Source organism: Achromobacter pulmonis, assembly GCF_002885955.2.
GTDB lineage: Bacteria > Pseudomonadota > Gammaproteobacteria > Burkholderiales > Burkholderiaceae_B > Achromobacter > Achromobacter pulmonis_A.
Window position 1 is genome coordinate 857,747 of record NZ_POQS01000002.1, and the last position, 15,920, is coordinate 873,666.

Annotated in this window: 25 protein-coding genes; 9 read left to right on the forward strand and 16 right to left on the reverse strand. The window is 59.5% G+C overall.

Going from position 1 to position 15,920, the window contains the following annotated elements; genetic code table 11:
* Positions 1–148: 148 nt before the first annotated feature.
* Genes C1I89_RS10120 through C1I89_RS10135 form a run of 4 tightly spaced genes read right to left on the reverse strand, consistent with a single transcriptional unit; the run spans position 149 to position 4,517 of the window.
* Complete coding sequence (locus tag C1I89_RS10120) at positions 149–952, reverse strand: phage head morphogenesis protein (RefSeq protein WP_219929570.1); 804 nt, start codon at positions 950–952, stop codon at positions 149–151.
* Positions 945–2,495 (reverse strand): DUF1073 domain-containing protein, encoded by a 1,551-nt coding sequence (locus C1I89_RS10125; protein WP_102772604.1) that lies wholly within the window; start codon positions 2,493–2,495, stop codon positions 945–947. Before C1I89_RS10125 ends, C1I89_RS10120 begins: the two co-directional genes overlap by 8 nt.
* Positions 2,492–3,982 carry a phage terminase large subunit gene (gene terL, locus C1I89_RS10130; RefSeq protein WP_102772605.1) on the reverse strand — a complete coding sequence of 497 codons (1,491 nt, stop codon included), beginning with the start codon at positions 3,980–3,982 and terminating at the stop codon, positions 2,492–2,494. Before terL ends, C1I89_RS10125 begins: the two co-directional genes overlap by 4 nt.
* The gene (locus C1I89_RS10135; RefSeq protein ID WP_102772606.1) at positions 3,942–4,517 is read right to left on the reverse strand and encodes a terminase small subunit; all 576 of its coding nucleotides are present in this window, start codon (positions 4,515–4,517) and stop codon (positions 3,942–3,944) included. The genes terL and C1I89_RS10135 overlap by 41 nt, the downstream gene beginning before the upstream one ends.
* A gap of 188 nt (positions 4,518–4,705) precedes the next feature.
* Between C1I89_RS10135 and C1I89_RS10140 the strand changes: the two genes are divergently transcribed.
* Positions 4,706–4,969 (forward strand): hypothetical protein, encoded by a 264-nt coding sequence (locus tag C1I89_RS10140; RefSeq protein WP_102772607.1) that lies wholly within the window; start codon positions 4,706–4,708, stop codon positions 4,967–4,969.
* Positions 4,970–5,078: 109 nt separating this feature from the next.
* Here the strand turns inward: C1I89_RS10140 and C1I89_RS10145 are convergent, their stop codons facing one another.
* From C1I89_RS10145 to C1I89_RS10185, 9 genes are read right to left on the reverse strand one after another with little or no spacing between them, the layout of a single operon-like run.
* Positions 5,079–5,813: a hypothetical protein gene (locus C1I89_RS10145; protein WP_102772608.1), complete on the reverse strand. Its 735-nt coding sequence runs from the start codon at positions 5,811–5,813 to the stop codon at positions 5,079–5,081.
* Positions 5,810–6,166, reverse strand: coding sequence for a hypothetical protein (locus C1I89_RS10150; RefSeq protein ID WP_102772609.1), 357 nt, complete (start codon positions 6,164–6,166; stop codon positions 5,810–5,812). Before C1I89_RS10150 ends, C1I89_RS10145 begins: the two co-directional genes overlap by 4 nt.
* Positions 6,159–6,359: a hypothetical protein gene (locus tag C1I89_RS10155; protein WP_258231376.1), complete on the reverse strand. Its 201-nt coding sequence runs from the start codon at positions 6,357–6,359 to the stop codon at positions 6,159–6,161. Before C1I89_RS10155 ends, C1I89_RS10150 begins: the two co-directional genes overlap by 8 nt.
* Positions 6,359–6,682, reverse strand: coding sequence for a DUF1064 domain-containing protein (locus C1I89_RS10160; RefSeq protein ID WP_258231377.1), 324 nt, complete (start codon positions 6,680–6,682; stop codon positions 6,359–6,361). The genes C1I89_RS10155 and C1I89_RS10160 overlap by 1 nt, the downstream gene beginning before the upstream one ends.
* 44 nt (positions 6,683–6,726) lie before the next feature.
* Positions 6,727–8,118, reverse strand: coding sequence for a replicative DNA helicase (dnaB, locus tag C1I89_RS10165; protein ID WP_102772612.1), 1,392 nt, complete (start codon positions 8,116–8,118; stop codon positions 6,727–6,729).
* Entirely contained in the window at positions 8,115–8,957 is an 843-nt protein-coding gene (locus C1I89_RS10170) for a hypothetical protein (RefSeq protein ID WP_102772613.1), read from the reverse strand. The genes dnaB and C1I89_RS10170 overlap by 4 nt, the downstream gene beginning before the upstream one ends.
* Positions 8,957–9,412: a hypothetical protein gene (locus C1I89_RS10175; RefSeq protein ID WP_258231378.1), complete on the reverse strand. Its 456-nt coding sequence runs from the start codon at positions 9,410–9,412 to the stop codon at positions 8,957–8,959. Before C1I89_RS10175 ends, C1I89_RS10170 begins: the two co-directional genes overlap by 1 nt.
* Complete coding sequence (locus tag C1I89_RS10180; protein WP_102772615.1) at positions 9,413–9,838, reverse strand: recombination protein NinB; 426 nt, start codon at positions 9,836–9,838, stop codon at positions 9,413–9,415.
* Positions 9,838–10,149 carry a CII family transcriptional regulator gene (locus C1I89_RS10185; RefSeq protein WP_102772616.1) on the reverse strand — a complete coding sequence of 104 codons (312 nt, stop codon included), beginning with the start codon at positions 10,147–10,149 and terminating at the stop codon, positions 9,838–9,840. The genes C1I89_RS10180 and C1I89_RS10185 overlap by 1 nt, the downstream gene beginning before the upstream one ends.
* Positions 10,150–10,187: 38 nt before the next feature.
* Here C1I89_RS10185 and C1I89_RS34445 point away from each other — a divergent pair, with 38 nt between their 5' ends.
* Positions 10,188–10,352, forward strand: coding sequence for a hypothetical protein (locus tag C1I89_RS34445; RefSeq protein WP_181390916.1), 165 nt, complete (start codon positions 10,188–10,190; stop codon positions 10,350–10,352).
* Between the two features lie 2 nt (positions 10,353–10,354).
* Here the strand turns inward: C1I89_RS34445 and C1I89_RS35730 are convergent, their stop codons facing one another.
* Positions 10,355–10,882 (reverse strand): HNH endonuclease signature motif containing protein, encoded by a 528-nt coding sequence (locus C1I89_RS35730; protein ID WP_102772617.1) that lies wholly within the window; start codon positions 10,880–10,882, stop codon positions 10,355–10,357.
* A gap of 36 nt (positions 10,883–10,918) precedes the next feature.
* Here C1I89_RS35730 and C1I89_RS35860 point away from each other — a divergent pair, with 36 nt between their 5' ends.
* Positions 10,919–11,116 (forward strand): ECs_2282 family putative zinc-binding protein, encoded by a 198-nt coding sequence (locus tag C1I89_RS35860; RefSeq protein ID WP_440130627.1) that lies wholly within the window; start codon positions 10,919–10,921, stop codon positions 11,114–11,116.
* 95 nt (positions 11,117–11,211) lie between these two features.
* Here the strand turns inward: C1I89_RS35860 and C1I89_RS10195 are convergent, their stop codons facing one another.
* Complete coding sequence (locus C1I89_RS10195) at positions 11,212–11,448, reverse strand: helix-turn-helix domain-containing protein (protein ID WP_146196887.1); 237 nt, start codon at positions 11,446–11,448, stop codon at positions 11,212–11,214.
* 30 nt (positions 11,449–11,478) lie between these two features.
* Here C1I89_RS10195 and C1I89_RS10200 point away from each other — a divergent pair, with 30 nt between their 5' ends.
* The 3 genes from C1I89_RS10200 (at position 11,479) to C1I89_RS34450 (ending at position 13,554) form a co-directional block, all read left to right on the forward strand.
* Positions 11,479–12,162, forward strand: coding sequence for a LexA family transcriptional regulator (locus C1I89_RS10200; protein WP_102772619.1), 684 nt, complete (start codon positions 11,479–11,481; stop codon positions 12,160–12,162).
* 38 nt (positions 12,163–12,200) lie between these two features.
* Entirely contained in the window at positions 12,201–12,503 is a 303-nt protein-coding gene (locus C1I89_RS10205) for a hypothetical protein (protein ID WP_102772620.1), read from the forward strand.
* Positions 12,504–12,693: 190 nt separating this feature from the next.
* Positions 12,694–13,554 (forward strand): hypothetical protein, encoded by an 861-nt coding sequence (locus C1I89_RS34450; RefSeq protein WP_181390917.1) that lies wholly within the window; start codon positions 12,694–12,696, stop codon positions 13,552–13,554.
* A 55-nt stretch (positions 13,555–13,609) separates the two neighbouring features.
* Here C1I89_RS34450 and C1I89_RS10215 read toward each other — a convergent pair whose 3' ends face one another.
* On the reverse strand, positions 13,610–13,831 hold the full coding sequence (locus tag C1I89_RS10215) for a hypothetical protein (RefSeq protein ID WP_219929571.1): 222 nt from the start codon (positions 13,829–13,831) through the stop codon (positions 13,610–13,612).
* 806 nt (positions 13,832–14,637) lie between these two features.
* Here C1I89_RS10215 and C1I89_RS10220 point away from each other — a divergent pair.
* The 3 genes from C1I89_RS10220 to C1I89_RS10225 all read left to right on the forward strand — a co-directional run bounded on the left by C1I89_RS10220 (position 14,638) and on the right by C1I89_RS10225 (position 15,845).
* Positions 14,638–14,820: a hypothetical protein gene (locus tag C1I89_RS10220; RefSeq protein ID WP_102772621.1), complete on the forward strand. Its 183-nt coding sequence runs from the start codon at positions 14,638–14,640 to the stop codon at positions 14,818–14,820.
* Position 14,821: 1 nt separating this feature from the next.
* Entirely contained in the window at positions 14,822–15,013 is a 192-nt protein-coding gene (locus tag C1I89_RS34065; protein ID WP_146196888.1) for a hypothetical protein, read from the forward strand.
* 379 nt (positions 15,014–15,392) lie between these two features.
* Entirely contained in the window at positions 15,393–15,845 is a 453-nt protein-coding gene (locus C1I89_RS10225; RefSeq protein ID WP_102772622.1) for a DUF1566 domain-containing protein, read from the forward strand.
* Positions 15,846–15,920: the final 75 nt, after the last annotated feature.

The window sequence follows — 15,920 nt, forward strand, 5'->3', positions numbered from 1 at the left end:
GGACGCCGCAGCTACGCGGCCTTTGTCGGCTTCGTAATGCGCCTTCCTGCATGTTTTGCACCGGGCATGCCGGCCGTCTTTCCTTGACCGATCTATGCTGAAGCTTTCAAGCGGCTTGGATTCTCTGCACTTGAAGCATCTCTTCTGCTCAGCCCTCGAATCCGGGGATGATGCTGATCGACACGCATCGGCAATTTGGCTCGGTTCCTGGGAACACCCACTTCCCATCGAGATACATTCCCTTTTCGATGTCATAAGTTTTCCCACTGGCAGCGACATGCGATGGCCTTGGATGCTTCCCGCCCGAGCTATGAAGCCAACGCGCTTTTGTTATGCCGAGTCCTTTTTGCCTGACCCTTGTAATAGTGGCGGTTGCTTTATTTGATTGATCGCGAGCGATGAACGCCGCGCGCCTCTTGGTGACGCCGTACCGCTTGCGAAGGTCCTCGACCATCCCTTCCAGGTCGCGCCCCTGGGTCACCGACCTCATGACCATGCCCTGTACCTCCTGCAGATGCTCGGCGGCGATGGACTTGATCAGCCCAACGTTTTCCTGCACGGTGGCCTGGAATACATCGTTTGCTGCGCGGGTCAGCTGGAAATGCACGCTGAATCCCTTCTGCCGCAGGGCATTGCGCAGCGAGACGTCCGCCGCGCTCATCGACGTTTCGGCGAACTCGCTGGCCATTGGCTGCGCCGCCTCGTCGAAACGTCGTTGCCATTGCTTGGCCAGCCGTCGCATCATCTTGGTCAGCGCCATCGCCGGGCTTTCGTCCTGGGCGATCTCTGGCACATTCCGGCGGTAGGCGGCCGTCAACCAGTACACCAAGGACCGCTGCATCTCGTCGATCATGCGGTCCAGGCGCTGGCGGTAGGCCGCCTCTACCCCTTGGTTGGCATGCACGGGGCGCACCGGCACCTCGCGGCCGGTAGGGGAAACGAGGTCAGGCATCGGCGTCTTCCTGCGGTTGGTCGTCCAGCGGCGGCGGCTCGACCGGCACCGCATCCGGCGCGCCGTCCTCGTCCAGGTCGCTCAGATCCAGCGAGTGGTAGCCATTAGTCTCGTCTGCGGCGACGCGTTCTCGGGCCTCTTGTGGGCTGACGACGCCGATGTCAACCAGTACCGCGTCGGTGTCGGCGTCCAACTTGCGCACCTCGGCCAACTCCTTCTCGCTCATCTGCCAAAGCGGCACAAAGCTGAAAGTGATGTCGGGGTCGATCTCGCCGAACTCACTCAGCTGGATCATCTCCAGGCACGTCTGCAGCGGGTCGCGGAATACCGCCTCCTGCGCCGAATGCATGTCGTCGTAGAAGACCCGGATTTCGCCGTCTGCGGTGGCGTTCAGGCCACTGGGCGAGATACCCATCAGCTTGACCAGCGGGATCCCAGAGACAACGGAGAGCTGTTCCAGCGACTGGTTCTGCAGTGCATCCAAGCCCGACAGCGGCACGTTTTCGAACCGGAAGTCCTCGCTTTCCTTGTCGATCGCCCAGGCGCCGCGGTTGCTCCGCATGCGATTGAAGATGTCGACGCGGCCGAACACGTCGTCACCAGGGCTGCCGCCCAGGATGGACGCCATGTTCGTCATGAACAATGGCACGGAAAACCCGTCGATCAGGTTGGCCACGGCCTGGCGCGTTTTGAGCCAGTTGTTGACGTACGGAATCGCCAACTGCGTCATCGACATGCCGCCGAAGTTGTACGACGGTTTCAGCAGATCCGGCACGTCACGAGATACGATGTTCAGCAGCCGGCTGCTGTGCACCTGGCGCCCGAGCACAAACCAGGAAGTGGGCTTGTAGAAGTCCGCCCGCATCGGGTTGTCGCTGTTGTACAGATAGGGGGTCGTCCAAACCGGGTCGATGACCTTGAAGCCTACCAGCGACCCCTTGGTGACCTTTGCGGGGCTCTTGACCAGGATGGATTGCAACTCGTCCGGGTCGGCCCATGCCAGCGTGCCGCTGGGCGTCTTGACATCGATGTAGATCTGCGACCGGCCGAACAGACCATCCTGCAAGGCAGCCAAGCGGAACTTGGCGCGCAGGCGGTGCTTGCGCATGGCCTTCTCGATGACCTCGAGCTTGTCGCCCTTATCATCGTCGCCCTTCACCTCGAGCTTGATCCACTTCCGGGTCATCTCCTTCGAGATGACGTCGGACATTTTGCGGTACTCGGGGCGCTGCGACAGCTCGGCCAGGTACGGATACCCGAGGAAGCCCATCCCAGCGTACGCTTCGCTGACGTAGGCATAGACGGGGCTCATGGCCTCGTCCATGGCCAGGACGGACGCCTTCTTGGCCGCCGGGATCACGCCCGGCATGACCTCTGGCCGCTTGAACTCGCCGGCCGCATGTTGCACAGGTTCCGAGGGCGCCACCCCGGCCAAGCCCACAGCCACAGCCGATACACGCATTCCGGGTTCGCGGCGCACAGCCGGCTCCGCGGCAGGTGCCGCTGGGGCGAACCTAGCCAGGATCCAGTTCAAAAGCTTCATGCACGCCTCAACGCGTCGGGGTTGATTGTCATAGGCCGCTTGGTGATCAGCTCGGCGAAGGCCCGCGAGAGCCCGTCGACCTGGTCGTCATGCTTGCCGTTCGGGAAAGACCGCAGTTCATCGATCAGCGCCTTGTTCCAATCGCCGCGCAGCATCAGCACGTTGCCGACGTTGACCTGCGCGGCGAAGGGCTCGGCTCGCACGATCTTGTCGCCGCTCTCCGGGCTGCTGACGATGCGATAGCCAGGCATGCCGCGCGTCAGATACAGCACCTGCGTCTTGCCTGCCTGGCCGGGATCCTGCGGGATGCTGATCCGGACCTGCCTACCGTCCAGCGCCGCGGTGTTCTCGAGCGCCTTGTCGCGCCGGTCCGGCCCCCACTGGCCGCGCGCCATGTCGCCAATCACGTACTGACCGGTCGGTAGGCGTCCCAGCTTCGGGCCAGCCGTGTAGTCGCCCGCACCGTCCGTGCTTGCGAAGTCCCAGCCGCGCACCCAGTCGATACGGCCGGCTGGCAGTGCGTCGATGATCTGGATCTGGTCGGGCTTGAACAGGTCGCCATCCAGCGGCGTCGGCAACTGCTGGTACAGCGACGACCAGGTGCGCGAGTTGCTTTCGAACTGCGCCCAGTGCTGGCGATCGAACCACTCCGGCCAGAGGTATTCACCCCGGGCACGACCCAGCGGGTCGCCGTCGACCTCGCAGCGCGCCTGGATGCAAAGCACCTCCCAGTCGTTGCCGTCCTTGCAGCGGATCAAGCCGCTTTCACCCTTCCAGGTGTCCGGCAGAATCCGGCCCGAAAGGTCGTCCTCGTGCCAGCGAGTTTGGATGACCACGATCCAGCCGCCCGGAATCAGGCGTGTCTTCAAGTCGTCCTCGTAGGCGTCCCAGGTCTTTTTCCTGACCGTCTCCGAGTTGGCCTGCTCGCGGCCCTTGATCGGGTCGTCGATAATGATCCCGTGGGCACGGTTGCCAGTGACGCCACCGAGGATGCCGCAGGCGATGTACTCGCTTCCGTTCGACAGGGCGAATTCCTGGGCGGCAGACGATTCGCTCGTCAACCCGGCCCCCCAGATCCCCCTATACCTCGCCTGCTTGATGATCGCTCGGGTGCGGCGCCCCATCTTGCGGGCTAGGTCATCGCCATAGCTCGCCAGGATCAACCGCCGGTTGCCTTTCTCTCCCAAGAACGCCGAAGGAAAGACAACGGATGCATAGGTGCTTTTCGCCGATCCGGGCGGCATGAACACCATCATTCGGCCATGCCTGCGCTCGCTCGTTTCCTTAAGCTTGGTCAGCAGCAACCGATGGTGGTCAGCCATCGTCGTCTCGATAGGCTGAAAGAATTCGGCATCCGGGTCTTCCGAATCTACGGGCTTACCGGGCACTTCAATGGCATTCGCGTAATCCAGAATGCTGGAACGCGCGCGCCTACGGATCAACAGCTCACGCGCGGCCTCCTGCGGCGATAGCTGCGAGTTGCTCATCCGTCATGTCTGCTATGCGTATGGGGCCACCATTCGGGCCGGAATGCTCGATGCGGTCCTTGAACATGCCGAGGTGGCGCCCGATATCGACCAGAGCGCCCTTCTTGTCGTGCAACTTGACCTTCAGCCCTTCTCGGCCCTCGGAGATTTCGGAGATGGCCGCAGCGGTGTCGTCATCAATGTCGTCCGCGCCTACCAGAGCTAGGCCGTGGTACGCCTCAGTCACTTCGCCATCGTCGTCGCCTGCGTCCGTGACCCGCAGCTCTGTTTTGCCCCACCGCACGATCTTGCGGATGTCGCTGAAGCCGATCTTGGCCAGCTCCCGCAGGACCATGTCCTGGGTGATTTCTGTCCTCTTCGACCGCGCCGCCTGAGCTTCCTGAACCGCCCTTGAGATTTCAAGTTTCTTCAAGTTCTGCTCGCCAATCTGGCCAGCAGTCTTCTGGCTGTACCCGGCCCTTATCGCCGCTTGCGTGGCGTTGAGGTCAACGAGGTACTCATCCACGAAGCGGCGCTGTTTGTCTGTCAGCGCCATTCGAAATCCCACATAGTGTTTTCAAGTGCCTTAATGGCGGCAATCGCTTGCGCCCTGATGAATGCCCCCTCAGCGCCGCAAATAACCGAGTAGCGGCCAGAACAGGGGCATTTTCGCTGGGTAAGTTGAGTAGCAGCCCTCGTATATTTAGCCTGCCGCTCTCGGCTGCAACAGAAGAGGATCAGAAGATGCTGCAACAAACGAGGAACTACAGCGAAGCGCTTCAATTCGCCAAGGTTTGCGACAAGCTTCGCGAAGCAATGGAGGGCCCATGGAACGTTGAAGTGACGTTGCTTAACGGAACCAAGGTTCGGGGCCAAATTCGTCAACAGACGCTGAATAATGCCGGGGATGGCATTACATACTCTGGCGAGTTGGTCCTAGCAGACACCGATACCGGCGAGGATATTCACATCGATATGATGCATATTGCAGATATCGTGAACGTATAACTCTTGCCCCGGTGCTTACCCGGGGCTTCATTTCTTCAGGGCGCAAGAGCCCGGCGCTAGTATCCCACAATGCGGGGTACTTTCCGGAATGTCCGTGTCCCACTTTTCCTCACGTTGCCCTCAGCTCGAAGGGGATTCCAAGCTTGAGCATGGCTTGCACCTGCTCATATGTGTATTGAGGCGGTGGGCGATTCGCTACCGCTTCAGCCATAGCAATCAATTCCGCCCGACGCCGTGACGTCAGGTTGGCAACGTCCGCTTCCTTTTTAGCCGACCCCACGTAGTCGGCCATGTTGCCCCGGATCGTTGTCAGGTAGATATTGCCGACGGCATACGGACCCGTGTCTCCGTAACGGCCCATGCAGAGATCGTTAGGGCCGCTGCCACGCAGGTGATAGTGGTCTTGCCAGAACTCCCACCATTCGGCGAACGTGAGTTCGAAGCCTATGCCGCGGCCAGCGGATCGGGTCTTCTGCTTCATGAATGCGTGGTAAGGATCAGGAAGCTTCTGGCTCTTGGCATGGGCGCGAATTCTCGCAAGGGCTTCAGGACTCAGGTCGCCGAGCACGCTGGCGATACGATCTTCGCCGGGCGCATCATCCGGGATTGCATAGCTTTTCAGCCTGTAGGTCGCATATCCGCCCCGCTCATGGATGGGTGCGATTCGGACAAGGCTGCCGCCGCTCTCCATTGCCTGCAGAACGCGCGTGACCGCCTTCCTGGCCGCCTCTCGAACCTGTCGATTCTTGTTGTCGCCAAGGATGTAATTGACGATCTCCATCATCCTGAAGTCGCGCTTGGGATATGTCCCCAGTAGGTCAAGAACCTCCGTAGCGTATTTCATCGAATCTTCCTCTCCACTTCATTGCGGAACATACCTAGGTAAATCTTGTATTCAGTTTCAGTGAGTGCGACGCCCGTCGTCTTGGCGATCCATTCCCGCGCAGCCTTGACCCGGCCCCGGGCGTCAAGGTGGCCGAACATGGGGCGCTTCTGTGGGTATTCGGCAATGATCACCATGCGCTCATGCCAGGGAAGCGCCGCATGCATGCTCTCAACCGCCAGGGCATGGTCCGTCAGGATTGGGCGATGGTCGTCCTCCCAGGACACATAGGCCTCCATGTTCCCCACTGTCGCGCCAGACCACGTCCACCGCGCCCAGTTCCACAGGATGTCGTCGCCTGTCAGCCTATTCATCGGCCACCTCGTACCTGTTGCATTTCTTCCCATAAGGCTTGCCCTTCAAGCAGCGCGTGAGCGTGTCACCAAAGGGGGTCTCGATGTTCTTGGCATGGGCGCACCCCTCACAGGATCGATTGATCGCCGCCTGCTGTTTGCTCATCAGGACCAGCATCGGGTCCCGGAACTGCCATTTGCATAGGTCGACCATCAGAATGCCTCCACGGACCAGCCGCCGCCGTCCTTCTTGGCCCGAGCCTTCACCGCGATAAACTTGAACGGATACATGTCCGCGGCGATCTTGATCTTGGCGCGGGCGTCGTCCTGCCAGAAGCCCTTCACCTCGTGCAGCTCGATCTGGCCATCTGGTGCCATGACCGCGAAATCGGGCGTGTAGAAGGTGTTGTCTGCCAGACGGAACTTCATGCCTTCGAACTTGTGCCAGAGAATGCCGCCCACGGCCTGCAACTGGCCCAGGTAATCGGCATATGCTTGCTCGGTCTTGTTGAGCTGGCCTGTCTTGAGGCGGCCCAAGGCGAATGCGCGGTTCGTACTTGCTCCGGGAAATGTTGTCATCGTCAGTCCCTCAATTGGCTGTATTTCGGTTTCGGCTTGAACTGCACGGCGTTGCGCGCTTCGGCCACGGCCTGCTGATCCGCATCCAGGAATCGGGAGTGCTGCCCCTGGAAGGTCAGGAAGACTTCCCCCAGCGGCCCCATGCGCTGCTTGCGGATCAGGACCTCGGCCAAGCCCTTGAGTGGGCTGTCAGGCGTGTAGTAGTCGTCGCGGTAGGCCATCAGAATGACGTCGGCGTCCTGCTCGATAGCGCCAGACTCGCGCAGGTCGCTCATGAGCGGACGCTTGTCGACGCGCTTCTCAACCTCGCGAGAAAGCTGGGAAAGCAAGATGATTGGGCAGCCCAACTCACGGGCCAGAAGCTTCAGCGCGCGGGTGATTCCGCCCAGCTCTTCGTTTCGGTTGCCGCCCTCCCCCTGCATGAGTTGCAGGTAGTCGATGACAATCAGGTCCAAGCGCTTATGGCGCTGGCGCACCTTCCGGGCCGCAATCCGAATGCGGGAAGCACTCGCTAGGCGCGGGTCATCAGCGATGACTAGCTTCTGGTTCTCCAAGCGTCCCAAAGCTGACGTCAATCGTGTGAAGTCGCCCTGGCTGAGCCGGCCAGTGCGCATCCGTTGGCTGTCAATTTCTCCGAAGCGCGACACGCTGCGCTCGGCGAGTTGACGCGAAGCCATCTCCAGGCTGATGACGAAAGCCACCTTCCCGTCGATCGCCACGTTCTCAGCAACGTTCACGGCCAAGGTCGTCTTGCCCATCGACGGCCGGCCAGCAACAATGATCAAATCCCCGGGCTGCAATCCGCACGTCTGGCGGTCCAGGTCTTCGAAGCCGGTCGAAAGCCCGGAGACTTCCCCTCCGTGTTCCATCCGCGCCTCAAGCGCCTCCAGGACACCGGGCAGCAATTCGCCGATTGCTTTCGGGTCTTCCCCGGCTTCGCGAGTGTCCGCCAATGCCATAGTGAGGCTTGTGGCGCGTTCAATCAGGGCCGAAGCTTCGCCCGGTTCATTCGCCAGTTCTGCAATTTCCTGCCCCAAGACCTGCAAATCGCGGCGGATCCGATGCGACCGAACAATCTCGGCATAGCGGCGGATATTGGCGCTGCTCGGCGTGTTCTGCGCGATAGCGTTCAGGTAAGCAATACCACCGGTCTGCTCCGCATCGCCAGCCGCCTGCAAAGCGTCATGCACGGTCAGCACGTCAGCCGGCATGCCGCGGTCAAGCAACGTCGACACCGAATCGAAGATCAGGCGATGGTCGTGACGGTAGAAGTCGTCAACTGACACGCTTCCATCCAACCGTTCCCAGGCGCCGTTATCCAGCAGAAGGCCACCCAGGATGGACTGCTCGGCGTCTACGGAATGCGGCGGGACACGCACGGTTGCGGCATTCATGCTGCCTCCTTGTGGGCATGGATCCGCTGTGCCTGGACTCCTTGCGTGGTCAGGGCGAATTGACCCTCGGCGTTCGCGTACCAGAGGCGGTAGTACCCCTTCGTGACGTAGTTCAGGAAATGCCGGCGCCAGTCGGCCTGCATCCGGCGCTCGTGGATGCCATCCGACCCATGCTCAGCCTTGAACACGTCCCAGGCCAGTTGGACGAACTCCATCGGCAGGCCCACACCGTCCACGTACTTGCGCAAGGGCTCGTAGCCGCTGATGGCCGTCTCGCCAGCCTGTCGGCAACGGTCGATGAAGGTTTTCAGCGTGCAGCGCACTTTGCGTTCCCGCTTGGGTTTGGCAGCCGAAGGCTGGTGGGACTCGTCACCCCCCTGCAAAGGGGGGTTGGGGGGTATTTCTTCTTTATCTTTCTCTTCTCTTTCTCTAGCTAACGCACCCGTAACGCTCGGTGAGTTACTCGATTCGTCATTAGGCGTTTCATCAGCGTTACCGCTGCGGTGGTTGGCAACCCGTTTCGCCGTCTGAGCGCGTTTCTTAGCCGACGCGCCGTTGTGATCCTCAAAGTTCACGATGAAGATTCCCTCTTCGTGGTTCTCAATCCATCCAATGTCGACCAGGGCCTGACCCAGGCCAGCCACACCGGTCTTGCGGTCGATCTGACGGCAGGACAGCCCAGGCATGAATCCATCAGCGGTATGCTGGTCAGCGGTGGCCCAGAGCCAGTACAGGCCACCAATGACTGCGGCTTCGCTGCTGTCGGTCAGGTCGACCAAACGAGCCACTCGCGGGTCATCCCACAGGTTGCTACGCATCTTGATCCAGTCGCCGGCCATCACTCATCCCCTTTGACCAGGCGGCGCAAGGGTTCGATAGCGCGCTGGTAGTGCAATTCAACTTCCGCGGGCCACAGGCCCTTCTGCATCAACGCCGCCCGTGTGGCGTCGACGTACTCCCATTCGCGCTTCCAGCGCTCGGCCCGCGGCATTCCACCCTGGTCGTGCTGGCGATGCAATTCAGGGGAAAGCGGGAAACACAGGCTGTCGCATGCCTTCAGGCCGGTTCCCTTCGTGATGTTCACGTGGCAGGCCTGAGCCGGCGCACCCGTCACCAGACAGCCGAGCGCCACGACATTGCGGCGGTGCTGCTCACTACGCAACAAGGTCGGCAGCTTGTGGCCAAGCGGCCGATAGAAGCCCATGACGACCTCGACCTTGTGGCCAAGGCCCTTCTCACGCTTCGGCTTGGAGCGGCGCATGGGCGTTTTTCGCTGGAGCGTGGATGTGCGCATTCAGGCTCCCTTCACTTCAAGAAGCAGCCCGCGGGCCGCGAAGTCATCGCGGACGGCGTTGGCGTACTTCGTCAGCTGCCCCACGTTCATGCGAGAGGTCACTGGGAAGACGCGCATGGCGAGCAATTTCTGCTCGTATGCCAGTCCCTTGATGGTTCCGTCGTAGGCAAGCCGGAATTCTTCGTCCTCAGCTCGCAAGATAGGCACGCCGTGGTGGAGCTTGCAGTAGCACTTCCAGCCGAGTTCATCGTCTTCAGGGAAGGCTTCCGAAATCTCTTCATACCAAGCGTGCGAAAAGGCGTTCTGCGCAGGCGTGCGTCCCTTGGGCTTGATTTCGACACGCATGTTGTCGCCAGCCTCCATTACGGCCAGGACGGCATTACGCCTCACTTGGCTGCTGGAGAGGACGAAGACCTGTTTGTCCATTACTTCGCCCGGCTTTCCACTTTGGTCCGCAAGTATTCGTAGGTGAACAACTCAAGCGCCTCAATTCGGGCTTTGCTGTAGACCATCGCATCGACGGGCGCGAACTGAAGACCGATGGCCGCCATCAGATGGCAAACCTTGTCTAGGTCATCCGCGACGATGCGATTCACGGTACTTGCTGAAGTGCCCATGAAATCCGCTGCACGAGCCTGGGTGAACATTGCAATCGCCGACCCAACTTCGCTCCGAAGTCTTTCGGCAATCTTGCGTGTGCTTTCAACCTGCTCTGGTGATACTGCTGGGGTGCTCATCGAGTACTTCCTTATGAACAAAGAACGAGGGGTGTTTCGTGAACGAAACGGAAAAGCTGTTGAAGGAGGCCGCCTCCATTGCGAAGCGGACCTTTATCGATCCGTCCGAAGACGCGGTGCTGGAAATCTTTAAGGAGCTGTGCGCCGAGCGCGATCGCATGGCGTGGGCGACCGAGGGGCGCGAATCGGCGACGGTGCATTGATGTCATGCCCCCTCCCCGCCGTGGTTCCCGCGCAACGTAGAATCGGTGTCATTCGAGAATGTAGGGTGCAACGCAGACTTCACAGCCGCATAGACTTTCTGCGCGTCTTCGATCTTCGAATAGTTGCCAAGGGACACCGTGCGACCCTCATGTCGAATGGACGCCCGATACCGACTTCCAACCTGGACGACACCAAGAACACCAAGTCGATTGGTGACCATCGCGCCATGAATGTTGTGAACGTTCTCTCGACGAGACACGACACGAAGATTGGACAGTCGGTTGTCCTGTCGATCTCCATTGACATGGTCGATGTCGCCATCTGGCCACTCGCCGTGCGAAAGCAGCCACGCGAGACGGTGCGCCGAAAGAATGCGCTTATGAATACCGATTTCTACATAGCCGTGCTTGTTTGTCCGACCGGCAACGCAACCGACCGCTATGCGCCGGTTTGGCGATTTCAACCAACGGAAAAGGCCGGTGTCGGGGCTGTAGGAAAGAAACGGGGTTATGGTGTGCAGTTCAACCATTTCTTATTCACCCTCTTCTACGTTGGGGGAACTCTCATGCCCGAGAACATCGTTTCGTTCGGCTGTCCGAAGTGCGGAAATCAACAATTCAAAGTTGCCGCCCAGCCTCGGTCGATACAAGACTTCGATGGAGCCATCTGCCAGGGATGTGGACACACCATCACCGAGAATGACATTCGCCAACGCGCTATCGATGTCGCCAGAGAAGCGATCCAAAAGGCTTTGAAGAGATGACCCCCTGGATACGGCTTGATCGAGAGCCGACGAAAAATCGCTTACTTGGCTATCAAGGAAGGCTGTGTCCAGGCGGAAAACGCAGGTGCGCGTGGTCATGCCGCCCTCGCCTCTTCGGCCAGTTCGGGCCAAACCTTCGCCCACTGCTTGCACAAAAGGCGCTTGGAGATCCCGGAGGCAGATTCCAAGGCATGCGCATACTCAGCAGGTACGTTCCCTGACCGCTCCCATTGCTGGACCGTCTGGTAGTTGTTGGCGCCGGTCTTCCTGGCTGTTGCCACCGGGCCGCCGGCGTTGGCGATGGCTTGAGCGATGTGGGGGTTCTTGTCCATGACATCCACTCTATACAAGAAAAACTAGCAATGCAAGAAATTCCTGCAATGACACAAGCCTTTCTTGTGGGTAATCTCGCGCGCATGTCGACGATCCACAAACGAATCAAAGACCTTAGGGAAAAGCTCGGGCTGTCGATGGAGCAGCTTGCTGATCGCGTACGCGTTTCCTGGCAGACCGTCCAGCAGTGGGAGAACGGCAAAACGGCACCTAAACGTGCTCGCTTAGAGGCCGTTGCAAAAGCGCTTAATACAACGCCCGAATACTTGGCAGTGGGGCCAACTGCAGACCCCGATACCGAAGAATTTGTCTCCATCAGGCGCCTGGACGTACGCCTGTCCGCCGGTCATGGCGAGATCGTTTTGACCGAAGACGAAATGACTCGGCTATCGTTCCGAGCAGACTTCCTGCGATCCGCGGGAGCAGCCCCGGAACAGACAGTGTCTGTGTCGGTGAAAGGGGACAGTATGGAGACCCTCATCCCGGACGGCGCGACAATCCTGGTTAACCGTGGCGCGACGTCGATCGTCAACGGAAAGGTCTACGCCTTCCGTCAGCACGATGAAGTGAAGGTAAAGCGTCTATATAAGGGAAACGGCGGATTCATCGCCCGGTCCGAAAATGCTGCCGCTTATGAGGACTTGCACTTGAGCTTCGATGACCCGGATATCGAGATCATTGGCCGTGCGTTTTGGGTTGGGTTCAAGCTGTGACCCCATCAGAAGCCAGCTATGCGCTGCACGAGTCGCGTATGCGGCGCCTGGACCAAGACGAACTTTCTGCCAAGAAATTTGGGTCAAAGCAGTTGTATATGCACCTGTCTGCGCTTTCTCCCACGACCAGGAAGAGTCACGCAGAACGCCATGGGAGGCTCTTCACAGCCAAACAAGTAAGAGAGTTTTGGTCTGACCCCTCAAACATTGAGGGGTGTAAGTGCGGCGTCGTGGTGGTTCTGGTTGATGATCTTGGGAAGCCGATCATGCCGCAATTGCTGGACCGCGCCAGAGAGACCTACAAGAAGATGGCCGCCAGAGGCTATGAATGGTCGCAGTGACTGCGGATACGCGATCTGCGCAATGGCGTGGACGAGCGGTTGTTGCTGGGGTGGCGCCCGGCTGCGGGATGACGAGGCGGGGCAGTGGGTGCGACCCTAGGGTGTTGCCACGTACAACTGTTCCCCGCGCACGTAGAAGTCTGCGGACCGATGCAGTATGGCCACTTGAAATTCTCAACTATCACACCTCATGAGCATCCTAGCCCCGACAGACACAAGCGCTACCCCTATCGAAGCGCTCTCGTACAACATCCGATACGAAGGCGGCGATGCAGACGCCCATGAAATCGACTTGAACCAACTTGGCGTATCGCTACAGGGGTTCGCGCGCGTTCTGGCGGTTTGCGCCCACTTTGCTCAGACCGGGAAGTACAATAAGCAATACGATGCTCTATCAGTCCAGGTGGTGGCTGAGCCGGTAGGGGAGCATAGATGCTACGAAATCTCGGTGGTAATCAAGGAGTTTTTGACCGCCAAAGAGCTGTGGTCTGGCTTTGCGGCGGCGGTGTTTACCGCGGTCGTAGCGGTTGTTCTAAATAGGCGCAAGAGCGAAGAAATGAAACTGCTGAATGAGGCTCTACAAAAGTCTCTGGCCCAGAATGAGGCCATGCAGTTGCGCCTGCTCCAAACTGTCGACAAGATGGTCGACGCGCTGCAACCCGCGGTAAAGCAAGCTCACGTCCCTATTGGTCGTTCGGTTCAAACGATCTCTGTCTATCAGCAGGGGGCCCCGGCTCCAGCCACGGTACTTGACCGAGCATCGAAGGAGCTTGCGAATGCTCCAAAAGACACTTCAATAACCGAGACGCGCCCCTACGTTGGCGTGATTTCTGAACTAGACATGCTATCCGGGAATTGCAAAGTTTCGCTGGACGGCTTCCCGCCGGATGAACGGATAAACGCAGTTATTACGGATCCGGTCGTACAGCGCGCGGACAACGCTTATGTAGCGGCGATGGCGCGGATTTCTCCAGTTGCATTCTTGGCCAAGGCAGAAATCGACGCTGAGGGCGAAATCGTACGGCTTCACATCAGCGATCTTTCCTCCTAGCCGAAATTCACCTAGCTACCACCGGGTGGCTTTTTTGTGCTTGACGCCGCCTAGCCTACTTGCAGAATTCTCCCCAGGCCTCTTGGAAAGCTCCGCGCGCGAGACTCTTGTCTCCCTCAAACACGACCAGATCTTTGCCAGCGGCGATAAACCTCTTGAACCCGGTGTAGCCGCCAAACGAGTTCTTAGAGTTCACCTCGCCGCAAAAGCTCTTTTGGTTGCGGAACTTGGCGGAGTCTGGATCCTTAAGGGTCGCCAAAACGAAATCCTTAGCCATACTCTGTCGCCGAATCTCGTTGATATCCGTTGGGCCAGCGGCCAAAGCTGACCCCACAAAAAGAGCAGAAACGATCGCAACTCCGACTCGAAACATGTCTATTCCCTCCAAGTAACAAAGTAATTCGGCAATGGTAGCCGATATCCGAAAACGGTCTGCGAATAGCTCCAATTGATCATGACTACACATGTACTAGGTGAAAAGGCGCCTAGGTACAGGAGCACTCCATGATCCGCATCATGATCTGGCTCTTAGTAGTGCTAGTGGCCCTCTGGGCCACCCCGGCCTACTAAGCCCCCCCAACCCGGCCCGCCTCGAGCGGGCTTTTTTGTGTCTCGGCACAGCCGTTACAACTTTATTTACTAGTTTTTCTTGCATGCTAGTTTTTCTTGTGGCACATTACATCCATGCGCTGCAAACACGGCGCAGGCAACAAGCCCTCGGCCTCGTATCCCAGCGAGAGGACGTTACCGCCACAAAGTCGGGTGGGCATGGGAAGCAGCACCAGCAGTACCGCTCCTTAACAACCAGCCAAGCGATAGAACAGGCCGATGGTCCGTAAGGACGGCTAGGCCCCGGGCGCAACCCTCCACCCCGGACGAAAGATCAGAGGCTATCCATTCCCTTGACCGGCGAGTTGTATTGCTGGGCCTGCGGTGGATTGAAGAGGCAGCGCATGGACTGGAGCCGCGTTAGCGGGAACAGCCAGGCTGTGCGTTGCCCCGGACTTCATCCGTCAGCCCGTTCTATGAGCGCTGGCTGACGAATGAATCCTCACCACCCGGTGAGCAACATGGGAGAACAGCATGGCGTACCTCACCAAGGTTCTGTACCGCAAATACCTCGAAGACGCCCGCCAGGCGCGCCGTGAAATCAACATGCCGGCGTGGCACTGCATCTTTACCGGCCTCGACTTCAACGCCAAGACGCGAAACGCCTCCTACTGGGAACGCATGAACCGCATCCAGCAACTCCGCACCGGAGCCTGACATGAGCGAACAACCGATGCTTGTTGTGATCGATGCCAGCCGCAATCCGTGGAGGCTTACCAGATTTGACGGACGGACCATGGGCGAGACGGCGGAGTTGATTGTTCCGCCAGGGTCTTTACGAGAAGAGGTTTTGGAAGCGATCGAAGGATTTCGCGTCCGATCTCTGGAGGCTGTCGAAGCTGAAGCCTAACGCCTGCGCCGTGACAGGGCGTAGACCGATGAAGAATTTCCTGGGGGTGTAGCAGATCGAGGATGCCAGTCACGGCCCCCTGTTGACTGGATGCCGCGCACATATCAGGTCGTGAACGCCCGTACGCCAGTAAGCCGCGCGGGGAAGTAGGCGTGACAGCCGGAGAGACGGCACCGAGCAGCGGGGAACCCACTGTCCCCAGCGTGAGCCGAGTCGTTAAGTCGACAGGCAAGCAACAGCGCATGAAGCGCAGTGGGCGCGTGGAGCACGTAATGCGACTGACGGGCCGCTGAAGAAATGAGCGGTGACAGCCGGGAAAGACCGGCACTCCTATGCCAACCCATCCGGGTTCTGGCATTTCCAAGAACCTGGAGAAACCATGAGCAATGCATTCGTAGTTGGCCAGTACGCAGAGGGCCAAGGCGGCATCTACATCGGCAAGACGGCGCAAGGGCGTCACCTGTTCGCGGCCGCGGCGCTGCTGGACGGCACGTTCGAATTCGGCGGCTACGGCGACAAGCTGGACGGCTACTCGGATCTGGACGGCACCGCGAACACCCGCAAGCTGCTGGTGCGCGGCGCTCATCCCGCCGCCGAAGCCGCATCCGAATACACCGCCGACGGCCTGGCTGACTTCTACCTGCCGTCCCATCGTGAGCTGCTGCAGGTGGTGGCGCTGGAAGGCTTCAGCGAGGACGCCGGCGACGTGTGGACCTCGACGCCCTACGGCTCCTTCGGCGCCTGGGCGGTGGACTTCGAGGACGGCGACGTCTACCTCTGGGGCCGCGGCGACGAGTTCCGAGTTCGTCCCGTCCGCAGCATCATCGCTTGATCGATTAATCCCTTTGCCCCGGCTTTGCCGGGGCGCTCTCCCTCTGGCTGCTCAGGCCGGCGCATTCCAAGGCAA

Bases quoted from the DNA above. Each gene is read 5' to 3' on its own strand.
- C1I89_RS10120 (WP_219929570.1), bottom strand. From the start codon at position 952: ATGCCTGACCTCGTTTCCCCTACCGGCCGCGAGGTGCCGGTGCGCCCC.
- C1I89_RS10125 (WP_102772604.1), bottom strand. From the start codon at position 2,495: ATGAAGCTTTTGAACTGGATCCTGGCTAGGTTCGCCCCAGCGGCACCT.
- terL (WP_102772605.1), bottom strand. From the start codon at position 3,982: ATGAGCAACTCGCAGCTATCGCCGCAGGAGGCCGCGCGTGAGCTGTTG.
- C1I89_RS10135 (WP_102772606.1), bottom strand. From the start codon at position 4,517: ATGGCGCTGACAGACAAACAGCGCCGCTTCGTGGATGAGTACCTCGTT.
- C1I89_RS10140 (WP_102772607.1), top strand. From the start codon at position 4,706: ATGCTGCAACAAACGAGGAACTACAGCGAAGCGCTTCAATTCGCCAAG.
- C1I89_RS10145 (WP_102772608.1), bottom strand. From the start codon at position 5,813: ATGAAATACGCTACGGAGGTTCTTGACCTACTGGGGACATATCCCAAG.
- C1I89_RS10150 (WP_102772609.1), bottom strand. From the start codon at position 6,166: ATGAATAGGCTGACAGGCGACGACATCCTGTGGAACTGGGCGCGGTGG.
- C1I89_RS10155 (WP_258231376.1), bottom strand. From the start codon at position 6,359: ATGGTCGACCTATGCAAATGGCAGTTCCGGGACCCGATGCTGGTCCTG.
- dnaB (WP_102772612.1), bottom strand. From the start codon at position 8,118: ATGAATGCCGCAACCGTGCGTGTCCCGCCGCATTCCGTAGACGCCGAG.
- C1I89_RS10170 (WP_102772613.1), bottom strand. From the start codon at position 8,957: ATGGCCGGCGACTGGATCAAGATGCGTAGCAACCTGTGGGATGACCCG.
- C1I89_RS10175 (WP_258231378.1), bottom strand. From the start codon at position 9,412: ATGCGCACATCCACGCTCCAGCGAAAAACGCCCATGCGCCGCTCCAAG.
- C1I89_RS10180 (WP_102772615.1), bottom strand. From the start codon at position 9,838: ATGGACAAACAGGTCTTCGTCCTCTCCAGCAGCCAAGTGAGGCGTAAT.
- C1I89_RS10185 (WP_102772616.1), bottom strand. From the start codon at position 10,149: ATGAGCACCCCAGCAGTATCACCAGAGCAGGTTGAAAGCACACGCAAG.
- C1I89_RS35730 (WP_102772617.1), bottom strand. From the start codon at position 10,882: ATGGTTGAACTGCACACCATAACCCCGTTTCTTTCCTACAGCCCCGAC.
- C1I89_RS35860 (WP_440130627.1), top strand. From the start codon at position 10,919: ATGCCCGAGAACATCGTTTCGTTCGGCTGTCCGAAGTGCGGAAATCAA.
- C1I89_RS10195 (WP_146196887.1), bottom strand. From the start codon at position 11,448: ATGGACAAGAACCCCCACATCGCTCAAGCCATCGCCAACGCCGGCGGC.
- C1I89_RS10200 (WP_102772619.1), top strand. From the start codon at position 11,479: ATGCAAGAAATTCCTGCAATGACACAAGCCTTTCTTGTGGGTAATCTC.
- C1I89_RS10205 (WP_102772620.1), top strand. From the start codon at position 12,201: ATGCGGCGCCTGGACCAAGACGAACTTTCTGCCAAGAAATTTGGGTCA.
- C1I89_RS34450 (WP_181390917.1), top strand. From the start codon at position 12,694: ATGAGCATCCTAGCCCCGACAGACACAAGCGCTACCCCTATCGAAGCG.
- C1I89_RS10215 (WP_219929571.1), bottom strand. From the start codon at position 13,831: ATGGCTAAGGATTTCGTTTTGGCGACCCTTAAGGATCCAGACTCCGCC.
- C1I89_RS10220 (WP_102772621.1), top strand. From the start codon at position 14,638: ATGGCGTACCTCACCAAGGTTCTGTACCGCAAATACCTCGAAGACGCC.
- C1I89_RS34065 (WP_146196888.1), top strand. From the start codon at position 14,822: ATGAGCGAACAACCGATGCTTGTTGTGATCGATGCCAGCCGCAATCCG.
- C1I89_RS10225 (WP_102772622.1), top strand. From the start codon at position 15,393: ATGAGCAATGCATTCGTAGTTGGCCAGTACGCAGAGGGCCAAGGCGGC.